This is a genomic window from Micromonospora sp. NPDC007208 (assembly GCF_042869175.1).
In the GTDB taxonomy this organism is placed as follows: domain Bacteria; phylum Actinomycetota; class Actinomycetes; order Mycobacteriales; family Micromonosporaceae; genus Micromonospora; species Micromonospora foliorum.
Window position 1 is genome coordinate 118,638 of record NZ_JBIAFG010000011.1, and the last position, 13,586, is coordinate 132,223.

General features: G+C 72.7%; 11 protein-coding genes. 8 read left to right on the plus strand and 3 right to left on the minus strand.

Features of this window, described 5'->3' with window-relative positions; genetic code table 11:
* The first annotated feature begins 106 nt into the window (after positions 1-106).
* Genes ACFYL6_RS21745 through ACFYL6_RS21775 form a run of 7 tightly spaced genes read left to right on the plus strand, consistent with a single transcriptional unit; the run spans position 107 to position 9,294 of the window.
* On the plus strand, positions 107-712 hold the full coding sequence (locus ACFYL6_RS21745) for a TetR/AcrR family transcriptional regulator (protein WP_387173661.1): 606 nt from the start codon (positions 107-109) through the stop codon (positions 710-712).
* A gap of 37 nt (positions 713-749) precedes the next feature.
* Positions 750-1,547, plus strand: a complete 798-nt coding sequence (locus ACFYL6_RS21750; RefSeq protein WP_387173663.1) for a TIGR03084 family metal-binding protein — start codon at positions 750-752, stop codon at positions 1,545-1,547.
* The gene (locus tag ACFYL6_RS21755) at positions 1,544-3,208 is read left to right on the plus strand and encodes an acyclic terpene utilization AtuA family protein (RefSeq protein WP_387173665.1); all 1,665 of its coding nucleotides are present in this window, start codon (positions 1,544-1,546) and stop codon (positions 3,206-3,208) included. The genes ACFYL6_RS21750 and ACFYL6_RS21755 overlap by 4 nt, the downstream gene beginning before the upstream one ends.
* Before the next feature lie 55 nt (positions 3,209-3,263).
* Entirely contained in the window at positions 3,264-4,460 is a 1,197-nt protein-coding gene (locus ACFYL6_RS21760; protein ID WP_387173667.1) for an acyl-CoA dehydrogenase family protein, read from the plus strand.
* Positions 4,457-6,058 (plus strand): acyl-CoA carboxylase subunit beta, encoded by a 1,602-nt coding sequence (locus ACFYL6_RS21765; RefSeq protein WP_387173669.1) that lies wholly within the window; start codon positions 4,457-4,459, stop codon positions 6,056-6,058. The genes ACFYL6_RS21760 and ACFYL6_RS21765 overlap by 4 nt, the downstream gene beginning before the upstream one ends.
* Positions 6,059-6,070: 12 nt before the next feature.
* Positions 6,071-8,107, plus strand: coding sequence for a biotin carboxylase N-terminal domain-containing protein (locus tag ACFYL6_RS21770; protein WP_387173671.1), 2,037 nt, complete (start codon positions 6,071-6,073; stop codon positions 8,105-8,107).
* Positions 8,104-9,294 carry an acyl-CoA dehydrogenase family protein gene (locus tag ACFYL6_RS21775; RefSeq protein WP_387173673.1) on the plus strand — a complete coding sequence of 397 codons (1,191 nt, stop codon included), beginning with the start codon at positions 8,104-8,106 and terminating at the stop codon, positions 9,292-9,294. Before ACFYL6_RS21770 ends, ACFYL6_RS21775 begins: the two co-directional genes overlap by 4 nt.
* A 153-nt stretch (positions 9,295-9,447) precedes the next feature.
* Here the strand turns inward: ACFYL6_RS21775 and ACFYL6_RS21780 are convergent, their stop codons facing one another.
* The gene (locus ACFYL6_RS21780) at positions 9,448-10,656 is read right to left on the minus strand and encodes a hypothetical protein (RefSeq protein WP_387173675.1); all 1,209 of its coding nucleotides are present in this window, start codon (positions 10,654-10,656) and stop codon (positions 9,448-9,450) included.
* Positions 10,653-11,594, minus strand: coding sequence for a transporter substrate-binding domain-containing protein (locus ACFYL6_RS21785; RefSeq protein WP_387173677.1), 942 nt, complete (start codon positions 11,592-11,594; stop codon positions 10,653-10,655). Before ACFYL6_RS21785 ends, ACFYL6_RS21780 begins: the two co-directional genes overlap by 4 nt.
* Positions 11,595-11,770: 176 nt before the next feature.
* On the opposite strand from ACFYL6_RS21785, the gene ACFYL6_RS21790 reads away from it, so the two are divergent.
* Positions 11,771-12,103 (plus strand): hypothetical protein, encoded by a 333-nt coding sequence (locus tag ACFYL6_RS21790; protein WP_387173679.1) that lies wholly within the window; start codon positions 11,771-11,773, stop codon positions 12,101-12,103.
* Here the strand turns inward: ACFYL6_RS21790 and ACFYL6_RS21795 are convergent.
* The gene (locus ACFYL6_RS21795) at positions 12,090-13,586 is read right to left on the minus strand and encodes a serine/threonine-protein kinase (RefSeq protein ID WP_387173681.1); all 1,497 of its coding nucleotides are present in this window, start codon (positions 13,584-13,586) and stop codon (positions 12,090-12,092) included. The genes ACFYL6_RS21790 and ACFYL6_RS21795 overlap by 14 nt on opposite strands.

The window sequence follows — 13,586 nt, forward strand, 5'->3', positions numbered from 1 at the left end:
CACCATCACCGCCCCACCGCGAGCCCGCCCGCCGCACCCGCCGGAGGGCCACCATCTAGAAAAAGTCAGTCTTGACTGTTTGTTTCGTAGGGCCCAGGCTGTCCCCGTGCCCACCGCATCGACGCGTGTCCCTCAGCAGGAACGCAGCCGCGCCACCCAGGCCCGGCTGCTGGAGGCGACCGTCGACTGCCTGATCGAGCACGGCTGGTCCGGCACCACGACCACAGTCGTCGCGACGCGGGCCGGTGTTTCGCGGGGGGCTCAGCTGCACCACTACCCGACGAAGGCGGCGCTGGTGACGGCCGCCGTGGCGCATCTGGCCGAGCGGCGGGCCGACGAGTTGCGCACCGAGGCCGAGGCGCTGCCGGCTGGGCCACAGCGGTTGGACCGGGTGGTCGACCTGCTCGCCGTGGCGTTCACCGGGCCGTTGTTCGTGGCCGCGCTCGAGCTCTGGGTCGCTGCCCGCACCGATCGGGAGCTTCGGGACGCCCTGGTGCCGCTGGAGGCGACGGTCGGGCGGGAGATGCACCGGCTCACCGTCGCCCTGCTCGGGGTCGACGAGCGCCGCCCCGGCGTCCGCGAAGCGGTGCAGGCCACGCTCGATCTGCTCCGCGGGCTCGGGGTGGCCAACCTGCTCAGCGACGACTCCGCCCGCCGGGCCGCCCTGTTGACCACCTGGAAGCGCCAGCTCGCCACCCTGCTCACGCCCTGACCGCCGGCCGCACCGGCCACCACCGACCGGAGGCACCATGGTCGACCTCAGCGACCTGCTCACGGACCTGGCCGACGAGTCCGCCGAGCTGGACACCCTGGTGGCCCCACTACCCGTGACCGCCTGGGCGAGGCCGACCCCCGCCCCGAACTGGAGCATCGGGCATCAGATCGCCCACCTCGCCTGGACCGACCACGTCGCGCTGTTGGCCGCGACCGATCCCGAGGCGTTCTACGCGACGGTGACCGCCGCGTCGGACGTGACCCGACTCGTCGACGTCGGCGCCGAGGAGTTCCTCGCCCCGCCGGCCGAACTACTCGCCCGTTGGCGGGCCGGGCGAACCGCGCTCGTCGACGCGCTGGCCGCCGTTCCGGCCGGCGGCAAGCTGCCCTGGTACGGGACCCGGATGTCGGCCACCTCGATGGCCACCGCCCGGATCATGGAGACCTGGGCGCACGGCGCGGACGTGGCCGACGCCCTCGACGTGGTCCGCCCCGACAGCGACCGGCTTCGGCACGTGGCGCACCTGGGTGTGCGTACCCTCGGGCACGGCTTCGCCGCGCACGGCCGGGAGGCACCGACGGCGCCGGTCCGGATCGAGCTGGTCGGGCCCGGCGGCGACACCTGGAGTTGGGGTCCGGCGGACGCCGCCGACCGGGTCACCGGCCCGGCTCGGGACTTCTGCCTGCTGGTCACCCAGCGTCGACACCGCGCGGACCTCGCGCTGGTCGCCACCGGGCCGGTCGCCGACGAGTGGCTCGACGTGGCGCAGGCCTTCGCCGGGCCGCCGGGTGAGGGCCGGAAGCCGGCGGGCGCAGACGGGGTACGGGCATGATCCGCATCGGCAACGCCTCCGGCTTCTACGGCGACCGGTTCACCGCCTGGCGGGAGATGCTCGACGGCGGCGAGCTGGACGTGCTGACCGGCGACTACCTGGCCGAGTTGACCATGCTGATCCTCGCCCGGGACCGCCTGCGCGACAGCGACCTGGGCTATGCGAAGACGTTCCTGCGGCAACTGGAGACGTGCCTCGGCACCGCCCTCGACCGGGGCGTACGGATCGTGACGAACGCCGGTGGACTGAACCCCGCCGGCCTGGCCACCGCCATCGAGAAGCTCGCCGACCGGCTCGGCCTGCCGGCCCGGGTCGGGTACGTCGAGGGCGACACGATCCAGCGGCCGGACGCGTTGAGCGCGAACGCCTACCTCGGCGCGTTCGGGATCGCCGCCTGCCTCGACGCCGGTGCGGACGTGGTGGTCACCGGCCGGGTCACCGACGCGTCGTTGGTGGTCGGGCCGGCCATCGCCCGGTACGGGTGGGGCCGCGACGACCTCGACGAGCTGGCCGGGGCCACCGTCGCGGGGCACCTCGTCGAGTGCGGGGCGCAGGTCACCGGCGGCAACTTCAGCTTCTTCACCGAACTGCCCGACGGCGGTCATCGGCCCGGGTTCCCGATCGCCGAGGTGCACGCCGACGGCTCGTCGGTGCTCACCAAGCATGTCGGCACCGGCGGCGCGGTCACCGTGGAGACGGTCACCGCCCAACTGCTCTACGAGATCGGCGGGCCGTCGTACCTCGGGCCGGACGTGGTCACCCGACTGGACACGGTGACACTGAACCCCGACGGGCCGGACCGGGTCCGGGTCTCCGGGGTACGGGGCACGCCGCCACCGCCCACGCTCAAGGTGGGCGTCAACAACCTCGGCGGCTTCCGCAACTCGATGACGTTCGTCCTCTGCGGGCTGGACATCGAGGCGAAGGCGGCCCTGGTCCGGGGCCAGGTCGAGGAGGCGGTGGGCAAGGACGGGCTGGAGTTCACGCTGGCCCGGACCGACCATCCGGACGCCGCCGACACCGAGGCTGCCAGCGCCCTGCTGCACGTACACCTGCGGGACGGCGACAAGGCGCGGGCCGGGCGGGCCTTCTCGGCCGCCGCCGTGGAGCTGGCCCTGGCCTCGTACCCGGGCTGCACGCTGACCACCCTGCCCGGTGACGCGACACCGTACGGCGTCTTCACCGCCGACGCGGTGCCGCAGGACGCGGTGGCGCACGTCGCGGTGCTGCCCGGCGGCGAGCGGGTGCCGATCGCCCCGCCGATCCGCACCTCCCCCATCTCGCAGGACCGGTCCGCGGCGGTCGGCGACGCGGCGGTCGACGGTCCGACCCGGCGCGGGGCGCTCGGTCAGGTGGTCGGCGCGCGCTCCGGGGACAAGGGCGGAGACGCCAACCTCGGGGTATGGGCGCGCTCCGACGCCGGGTACGCGTGGCTGCGGACCTGGTTGACCGTCGAACGGCTGGCCGAGCTGCTGCCGGAGACCGCGTCGCTGCCGGTGCGGCGCTACGAGTTGTCGAACCTGCGCGCGGTCAACTTCGTGATCGAGGGCCTGCTCGGCGCGGGGGTGGCCGCGTCCACCCGGTTCGACCCGCAGGCCAAGGCGCTCGGCGAGCTGCTGCGCGCCCGGATCGTCGACCTCCCGGCAGGAGTGGCGCCGTGAGCGCGAGGAGTGAGCCGGTCCTGCGAGCCCCGCAGTCGCGAACACAGGAGGCTCAGTGAGCATTGTCGACACTCCGGAGCGGCGGCAACTGCGCGAGCTGACCCGGGCGTTCGTGACCCGGGAGGTGCTGCCGCACCTGGACGACTGGGAGCGGGCCGGTGAGGTGCCCCGGGCGCTGCACGCGACCGCCGCGAAGCTCGGCCTGCTCGGCGTCGGCTTCCCGGAGTCGGTCGGTGGCAGCGGCGGTGACCTGCTCGACTCGATCATCGTGACCGAGGAGCTGATCCGCTCCGGTGGCTCGTCCGGGCTGGTGGCGGCCCTGTTCACGCACGGGATCGCGTTGCCGCACATGGTCGCGGCGGCCGGTGCCCGTACCGGTGGCTCGCTGGGCGGTCGGCTCGGCGGTGTGTCGTCCCCGGGGGACGACAGCCTGATCGAGCGGTACGTCCGGCCCACCCTGTCCGGCACGATGATCGGCGCGCTGGCCATCACCGAGCCGGACGGCGGTTCGGACGTGGCAGGCATCCGCACGACCGCCCGCCGCGACGGCGACCACTACGTGGTGAACGGCTCGAAGACGTACATCACCAGCGGGCACCGGGCCGACTTCGTGACCACTGCGGTGTGTACCGACTTCCCCGGCAGCGGTGAACTGACCCTGCTTGTCATCGACAAGGGGTCGCCCGGGTTCACCGTGGGCCGCCGGTTGGAGAAGCTGGGCTGGCACTGCTCGGACACCGCCGAGCTGTCCTTCGCGGACGTGCGGGTGCCGGTCGCCAACCGGATCGGCGCGGAGAACACCGGCTTCCTGGCGATCATGCAGCACTTCGCGGCGGAGCGGCTGTCGCTGGCGACCCAGGCGTACGCGACCGCGCAGCGCTGCGTCGAGTTGGCGGTGCGCTGGTGCCGGGACCGGGAGACCTTCGGTCGTCCGTTGGCCAGCCGGCAGCTGATCCGACACCGGTTGGCCGAGATGCACACGCGGGCCGAGGCGGCCCGGTCGTACGTGCACGGGGTCGCGGGCCGGGTCGCGGCCGGTGAGCCGGTGGTGACCGAGGTGGCGATGGCGAAGAACGTGGCGGTGGCCGCCTGCGACCACGTCGTCGACCAGGCGTTGCAGTTGCACGGCGGCTTCGGCTACCTGCGCGACGCCGAGGTGGAGCGGCACTACCGCGACGCCCGGATCCTCGGCATCGGCGGCGGCACCACCGAGATCATGAACGAGATCATCGCGAAGGGCATGGGCCTATGACCACCCTGGACAGCGCGGTCGACCCGTCCGCGCCCTCGTATCTGGCGAACCGGGCGGCGTTGCTGGAGCGGCTGGCCGAGTTGGACGCCGCGCTGGACCAGGCGCGGGCCGGCGGCGGCGACAAGTACGTGACCCGGCACCACGCCCGCGGCAAGCTGCTCCCCCGGGAGCGGATCGAGCTGCTGGTGGACGCCGACAGCCCCTTCCTGGAGTTGTCGCCGGTCGCCGCGTACGGCTCGGACTTCCCGGTCGGGGCCAGCGTGGTCACCGGCATCGGGGTGGTCGAGGGCGTGGAGTGCCTGATCGTCGCGAACGACCCGACGGTACGCGGCGGCGCGGTCAACCCGTGGTCGCTCGCGAAGACCCGGCGGGCCGGCGAGATCGCCCTGGCCAACCGGCTGCCCATGGTCAATCTGGTCGAGTCGGCCGGGGCGGACCTGCCCACCCAGGCGGAGATCTTCATCCCGGGCGGTCGGGTGTTCCGTGACCTGACCCGGCTCTCGGCGGCCGGCATCCCCACGGTCAGCGTGGTCTTCGGCAACGCCACGGCCGGTGGCGCGTACGTGCCGGGGATGTCCGACCACGTGATCATGATTCGGGACCGGTCGCAGGTCTACCTGGCCGGTCCGCCGCTGGTGAAGATGGCGACCGGTGAGGTCACCGACGACGAGTCGTTGGGTGGCGCGGCGATGCACTCCGGCACGTCCGGGCTCGCCGACTACCTGGCCGCCGACGAGCGGGACGGCATCCGGCTGGCCCGGCAGTGCGTCCGCCGGCTGAACTGGCGCAAGCAGGGCCCGTCGCCGCGTACGGCGGTGCCGCAGCCACCGAAGTACGACCCGGAGGAACTGCTCGGCATCACCAGCGCCGACCTGAAGGTGCCGTTCGACCCCCGGGAGGTGCTGGCCCGGATCCTCGACGGCAGCGACTTCGACGAGTTCAAGCCGGCGTACGGGGACGCGCTGGTCACCGGCTGGGGCGAGCTGCACGGGTACCCGGTGGGGGTGCTGGCCAACGCCCGAGGGGTGCTGTTCAGCGCGGAGGCGCAGAAGGCGGCCCAGTTCATCCAGCTCGCGAACGCCTCGGACACCCCGCTGATCTTCTTGCAGAACACCACCGGCTACATGGTCGGCACCGAGTACGAGCAGCGCGGCATCATCAAGCACGGCGCCCTGATGATCAACGCGGTGTCGAACTCGACGGTGCCGCACCTGACGGTGAACCTGGGCGCCTCGTACGGGGCCGGCAACTACGGCATGTGCGGCCGGGCGTACGAGCCGAGGTTCCTGTTCACCTGGCCGAACGCGAAGTCGGCGGTGATGGGCCCGGCGCAGCTCGCGGGGGTGCTGTCGATCGTGGCCCGGCAGGCGGCTGCCGCCCGGGGGCGCGACTACGACGAGGACTCCGACGCGGCGATGCGGATGATGGTCGAGCAGCAGATCGAGTCGCAGTCCGGCGCGCTCTTCCTCTCCGGCCGGCTCTACGACGACGGGGTGATCGACCCCCGGGACACCCGGACCGTCCTCGGGCTCTGCCTCTCGGCGATCCACAACGGACCGGTGAAGGGCGCCGACGGTTTCGGCGTCTTCCGGATGTAGAGGGGGCCACCCATGATCGACAGACTGCTCGTGGCCAACCGGGGCGAGATCGCCCGTCGGGTCTTCGCCACCTGCCGAGCGATGGGCGTGCAGACCGTCGCCGTGCACTCCGACGCGGACGCCGACGCGCCGTTCGTGGCCGAGGCCGACCAGGCGGTCCGCCTGCCGGGTGCCACGCCGGCCGAGACGTACCTGCGCGCCGACCTGATCCTGGACGCGGCCCGGCGCAGCGGCGCGGACGCCGTCCACCCCGGCTACGGGTTCCTCGCCGAGAACGCGGAGTTCGCGGCGGCGGTGACCGACGCCGGTCTGGTCTGGGTCGGGCCGCCGGCCAAGGTGATCGCCGCGATGGGCGACAAGCTGGCGGCGAAGGCGCTGCTCGCCGAGGCGGGCGTGCCGATGTTGCCGAGCTGGACCGACACCGACGACGTCGCGGACTTCCCGGTGCTGGTGAAGGCGTCCGCCGGCGGTGGTGGCCGGGGCATGCGGATCGTCCGGACCGCCGACGAACTGGCCGAGGCGGTCGCCTCCGCACGCCGCGAGGCGGCTGCGGCGTTCGGCGACGGCACGGTCTTCATCGAGCGGTACGTCGAGCGCGGCCGGCACGTCGAGGTGCAGATCTTCGGCGACACCCACGGAAACGTGCACGTGCTCGGCGTCCGGGAGTGCTCGATCCAGCGCCGGCACCAGAAGATCATCGAAGAGGCTCCGGGTGATCTCCCGCCGGGGCTGCATGATCGGCTGCACGAGACGGCCATGGCTGCCGGGCGGGCGGTCGACTACGTGGGGGCCGGCACGGTCGAGTTCCTGCTGGCACCGACCGGCGAGTTCTTCTTTCTGGAGATGAACACCCGCCTCCAGGTGGAGCACCCCGTCACCGAGTTGGTCACTCCGGTCGGGCTGGACCTGGTCCGGATGCAGTTGCTGGTGGCCGAGGGCGCACCGCTGCCCGCGCATCACCACTACCCGGCCACACGCGGCTACGCGATCGAGGTACGGCTGTGCGCCGAGGAGCCGGCGCAGGGCTGGCGGCCCGCCACCGGCACCCTGCACCGCTTCGACGTGCCCGGGGTGGACCGCGAGTTCGGTTGGATCCAACGGGCGGGCCTGCGGCTCGACTCCGGCGTGGTGGCGGGCTCGGTGGTGGGCGTGCACTACGACTCGCTGCTCGCCAAGGTGATCGCGGTGGCACCGACCCGGTCCGAGGCGACCCGGGCCCTGGCGGGCGCCCTGGCCCGGGCCGAGCTGCACGGGGTGGCCACCAACCGCGATCTGCTGGTCCGGGTGCTGCGCAGCCCGGAGTTCGCGGCGGCGGAGATCGACACCGGCTTCCTGGACCGGCACCCGGAGGTCTTCACCCCACTCCTCCCCGCCGACCAGGTCCCACTCACCGCCCTCGCCGCCGCGCTGGCGGGCGCCGCGCACCGTCGGGCGACCGCACCGGTGCTTGCCGGGCTCCCCTCGGGTTGGCGCAACGTGCCGGCGGTCCCGCAGGTCAGCCGGTTCGTCGGGCCGGACGGCGACGAGATCGAGATCCGCTACCGCCTGGACCGGACCGGCCGGCTCGCCGACTGGTCCAGCACGTCAGCGGCCGAGGACTCCGCCGAGCGGCGGGCAGCGACCGACACCGCCGGGTCGGCGGGTGAGCCCACCGTGGCGCTGGTCGAGGCCACAGCGGACCGGGTGGTGCTCGACGTCGACGGGGTTCGACGCACGTACCGCGTACACCGGGTGGGGTCGGCTGTCTTCGTGGACGGCCCGGGCGGGGCGGCGAGCCTGATCGAGCTGCCGCGTCTCCCGCTGCCCACCGCGGCGGTGGCGGCCGGGTCGCTGCTCGCGCCGCTGCCCGGCGCGGTGACCCGGGTACACGTCCAGGTCGGCCAGCGGGTCGCCGCCGGTGATCCGCTGCTCACGCTGGAAGCGATGAAGCTGGAACATCCCGTGCTCGCCCCGATCGACGGCGTGGTCGCCGAACTGCCGGTGCCGGCCGGTGGTCAGGTGCAGACCGGCGCCGTGCTGGCCGTTATCGAAGAAGAGGACGCCCGATGACCTTCGACCTCACCCCTGAGCAGGACCAACTGCGCGACGCCGTGCGGGCGCTCGGCCGCCGCTACGGCCATGGTTACTTCGTCGAGAAGGCGAGGGCCGGCGAACACACCACCGAGCTCTGGGCGGAGGCCGGGCGGCTCGGCTACCTGGGGGTCAACATCCCCACCGAGTACGGCGGCGGGGGCGGCGGCATCACCGAGCTGGCCATCGTCTGCGAGGAGTTGGCGGCGGCGGGTTGCCCGCTGCTGCTGCTGGTGGTCTCCCCCGCCATCGCGGCGACAGTCCTCAACCGGCACGGCACCGAGGAGCAGCGCAAGAAGCACCTGCCGGGCCTCGCCGACGGCTCCCAGAAGATCGTCTTCGCGATCACCGAGCCGGAGGCCGGCTCCAACTTCCACCGGCTCGGCACGGTGGCTCGCCGCGACGGCGACGGCTGGCTGCTGAACGGCCGCAAGTGCTACATCTCCGGGGTCGACGAGGCCGGTCACGTGCTGGTGGTGGCCCGTGTCGCCGTCGATGACGGCCCGGCCGGTTCGGCGGATGCGTCTCCGCAGAAGCTGAAGCCGGCGCTGTTCCTGGTGCCGACCGACGCGGCCGGGCTGACCCGGTCCAAGCTGGACATGGAGATCGTGTCTCCGGAGAACCAGTTCCTGCTCTACCTGGACGACGTGCGGGTGCCCGCCGACGCGCTGCTCGGTGAGTCGCTGGACGCCGGGCTGCCGGCGCTCTTCGCCGGGCTCAACCCGGAGCGGATCACGGTGGCCGCGATGGGCGCCGGCACCGGTCGGTACGCCATCGAGCGGGCCAGTGAGTACACCGCCACCCGCAAGGTCTGGGGTGGTCGGAGCATCGGCTCGCACCAGGGGGTGTCGCATCCGTTGGCACACGCGGCCGTGCAGGTGGAGCTGGCCCGCCTCATGATCCAGAAGGCGGCCACCCTGTACGACGCCGGCCGCGACCTGGAGGCCGGGGTGGCCGGCAACATGGCCAAGTACGCGGCCGGGGAGGCCGCCGCGCTCGCCGTGGACACCGCCGTCCAGGTGCTCGGCGGGGCCGGCATGACCACCGAGTACGGGGTGGCGACCCTGCTGGGCGCGGTCCGGGCCGGCCGGATCGCCCCGGTCAGCCGCGAGATGATCCTCAACTTCGTGGCCCAACACGTCCTCGGTCAGGACAAGTCGTACTGATCCGGGCCGCCGCGGGCGTGGCGGGCCGTGAACGCGCGCGCCCGCACTGCGTGATCGACTCGGTTTCCTTGAACCTGCGGTGTCCCAGCGCCAGCGATGCCCCGACTTCCTGAAAGCCGAGTCGATCACGCGCGAGCGGCCTGCCGGCGGCGCTCAGGCCGGGGTACGGCAGGCGGCGTCGATGCGGTGCACCGGGCGGACCCGACGGCCCATGCCCTCCAACAGGGAGTCCTCGATGTGGAAGTCGTGAATGCGCAGTTGGTGGCGGGGTAGCTCCTCTTCGCTCGGGCAGAGCACCTGGGCGCGGACCAGATCGACCGGGACGTATCGGACGCCGCCCCGTTCCTGGAGGATCACCATGTTGACGTCGTCGGTGGTGACCACGTGCCCGCGTACGTCCTCGGTGGGCCCACTCTCCGGGCCCACGGTGGTGACGGTCAGCGGCAACACCGGTGTGCTGATCACCGGCACCGCCGCCCAGACCAGGGTGGCCAGCACCGCCACCTCGGTCACCGACGCCAGCGGCCGGATCACCATGCCCGGCAGCGGCCCCGCGATGAACAGGGCCAGCAGCGGAGGCACCACGATGAGCACCAGCACCAGCCACTCATCGCCCTGCTGCACCGCCTGGCGCAGCGTGGGCAGCATCAGCCAGCCGTACCCGGCGAGCAGCACGCCGACCAGCAGCAGCCGAGGTACGACCCGCTCGTGCAGCCGCCCGGGTCGCAGTTGGAACGCGGCCACGAACGCCGGCAACAGCAGCGGCAGGTAGAGCAACGGCCAGGTGATCAGGGCGAGCAGGAAGCTGGCCAGCACCACCCAGGCCGGGGTGATGTCGGCCCAGCGGGCGAAGAGCGGGCGTCGCCGGGTGCCCGGCGGGAGCCGGTCCGCGCTGACGGCCAGCACCGCGCCGAGGGCGAAGACGGCGACCAGACCGGTGGAGAGCAGCCGGGCCGCCGTGGTGAGGAAGCCGGCGAGCAGGTTGACCGGCCCGACGTTGGCCACCAGCAGCAACGTGGTCTGGAGTTCACCGCCGGCCTCCACACCGAGGCGGAGCACCGAGAAGATGGCGGGTACGCCCACCACCGCGGTCCAGAACGACTGGCTGGCGCGGGCACGCCGCTCGGCTGGATCCCAGCGGACCCGCCCGGGCTCGACGTCGGCGACGACCGGCTCGGCGGGTTCGGCGACCGGCACGGCGGCCGGCCAGGCAACCGCACCTCCCGCACCCGTGCTCGGACGGTCGACGAACGGCGGCGCCGCGGCGTCGATCGTCGGCGAGTCGGCGGCGCCACCGGGCACGGACGTGCGGGGCGGCGGGACCGGCCCGTCGCCACCGGTGGCGGTCGGCGCCGTGCTCACTTCGCGGGCGCCTTGTCGTCGAAGTCGACCAGCTTCGGCACCTCCAGCGGCTGCGGCTGGCGCTTCTCGGCCTTCAGCCAGGGGCCCAGGGTCCGGTTGTACGCGGTCTGCCAGGGGCTGGCATCTCCGTCGCGGCCCTGCACGTAGCTCTTCTGCAGGAAGAAAGCGACCAGGTCGCGCAACGCGGGATCACCGATCGGCACGCCGATGCCCAGCAACTCGCTGGTGCCGAACGGCATGTCCACGATCTCGAACTCCTTGGGGAAGCTGGCCAGGAAACCGGCGAGGATCGACTCGTCGGAGCTGACCGCGTCGTACCGGCCCTTACGGATGCCATCGACGCAGTCGCCGACATCCTTGACCACGAACGTCTTGACCTGGTGCTTCTCCAACTCGGCCTCGGTGGTGGAGCCACCGCTGGTGCAGACCTTGTAGGCCGGGTCGCGCAGATCCTCAATGGTGCGGATCTTGTCCTTGAGTCGGACCGGCACCATCACCTCCTGCGTGGTGACGAAGTACGGCCCGGCGAAGCTGACCAGTTGCTTACGGTCCTCCGTCATGGAGAAGCTGGACACCACGAGGTCGACGGTGCCGCCCTGGAGCGACGGGATGCGGTCCTCGGTGGCGACGGACACGAACTCCAGCCGCTGGTCCCCCTCGTAGCCGAGGGAGGCCGCTATGTACCGCGCGATCTCGACGTCGAACCCGACGTGCTGGCCGTTTCGCAACTCGCCCATGAGCGGCTCGTTGGTGGCGACACCGACCCGCAGCTTCGACTGACCGTAGATGTGCGTCTCGCGCATCTTCTCCTGCACGGAGGGCAGCTCCGGTTCCTGCCGGCTGTCGCAGCCGGCGGCGGCGGCGAGCACGAGGGTGAGGGCGACCGCCAGTGTCGACGCGACCGAGCGGAGCCGGGACTGCGAACTGCCTGGATTCATGGGCGACCTCGCTGCCGGAAGAGCCTGCGGGACACCGAGAGTAGCCGTTCTTGTCCACTCCGTGTGGGTGGCGTGGTCCATGTCGGGCGGCCGCTCGGATCGACGTCGATCGGCGCGGCGGTCGGCTCTGCGGTTGACAGCCGGCCTTGTCGCGACATGCTGGACGGGTGAGCCGATTGTCCAGACCAGATGCGCGCACGGTGGCGGTGCTCGCGGCGCTGGGAGCCCTTGCGCCGCTGGTCATGCTGGTCGTGTGGCGCCGACAAGATCTCCTCGGTGTGGTTCTCGCGCTGCTCTGCGTGCTCATGACCATGATCGCCGGGGTGGCGGTCTCCGCCGCCCGCCAGGTCGACGACCCGGAGCCGGCGGACCGGTCGGCGGCCTTCGGGCCGCCCGAGCTGATGCCGTACGGGATCGACGCGGACACTCTCGACGCCCTGGACAGCCGGGACGCGTTGCGTGCGGTGCGTGACCGCCGACGCGGGTCGAACGGGCTCAGCGGCCGGTGAGCGTCGGCGCGGTGAGCGCGTCCACGCCGCGCCCCGCCAGACAGCGGTAGGTTCGGTCGATGCTGCCGTCGACCGGCGGGAGCACCTCCAGGTGCCAGCCGGTCACCTCGGCGATCCCGGTGGTCAGGCGGAACGTCGTGGCGCTGCACACCTGCCGTACCGGTTCGGCGGCGGCCACCTCGTCGTAGTCGGCGCCGACAAGCGACACCGGCAGGATGCCCTCGGCGTACGTCTCCCAGGTGTGTCGGCCGGCGCAGGACAGCCGAACCGCCTCGGCGCGGCTGCCGCGGATCCGCATCGGGCCGAAGCACTCCAGCTCGGGCAGGCACCGGGCGCCCTCGGGCAGGGCGGTGGGCGCGCCGGTGCCGGTCGCGCAGCCGGGCAACGGCCCGGTCGCCGGTGCGGCGATCTGGGTGGCGGACGGGTACGGGGCGGGTGGTGGCGCCCGGTCGGCGACCCAGGCCCCGGCGGTCGCGGAGGCGGCGAGCGCGAGCACCCCGGCGCCGCCGAAGAGCCAGCGCCGCCAACGCCGACCGGCGGGGACCGTTCGCTGAGTGTCCTCGATGGGCGGGCGGGGCACCGGCTGGCTGGCCGCGTACGGGCCGGAGAGCGTCGCGCCGCCGCTGACCGGAGCGCCGCTCACCGGTGCCGCCGGCGAGCCGAGTGGCAGGTTGGTGAGCAGGTCGTGCAGCTCCAGGGCGGAGGGTCGCTCGGCCGGGTCGTTGGCCATGCCGGCGCGCAGCACATCGATCAGCTCGTCCGGCACCCCGGGTAGGGCGGGGAGTGGCTGGTTGAACATCTCCAGCACGGTGACCAGGCTCGGGTTGCGCTCGGACTGCCAGCGCGGCGGCCGGCCGTGCATGACCGCGTAGAGGGTGGCGCAGAGCGCGTACACGTCGACGGCCGGCGACGGCGGGCTGTGGCTGAACATCTCGGGCGGCGCGTACGCCGGGGTGAGCACCTCCAGGGTGACCGAGGCGTCCCGGTGCTCGGCGAGGACGGCGAGCCCGAAGTCGGCGAGCACCGCCGAGTTGAAGGGCGAGTAGAGGATGTTCGCCGGTTTCACGTCCCGGTGCAGCACCCCGGCGGCGTGCGAGTGGGCCAGCGCGTCCGCGATCTTGATGCCGAGGTCGCGGGCCTCCACCGGGCCCAGCGGTGAGGTGCGCATCCGTTCGGCGTACGAGCCGTCGCAGAGCTCCATGATCAGGTAGGGGTGCTGGTCGACGGTGACCCCCACGTCGAAGAGGTCCACCACGTGCGGGTGTGACGACATCCGGCCGGCCGCCCGGGCCTCGCGCAGGAAGCGGGCCTGATCCCGCTCGCTGTCCAGCGTCCGGTTCTCCACCTTGACGGCGACCTCGCGACCCACGGAGATCTGGGTGGCCTGGTAGACGGTCGCGTACCCGCCCCGGGCAAAGACCCGCAAATCAGTCAGACCGGGCACGATCGGCACTGGGGGGCCGCCGGTCGGGGTGTCGGTCAC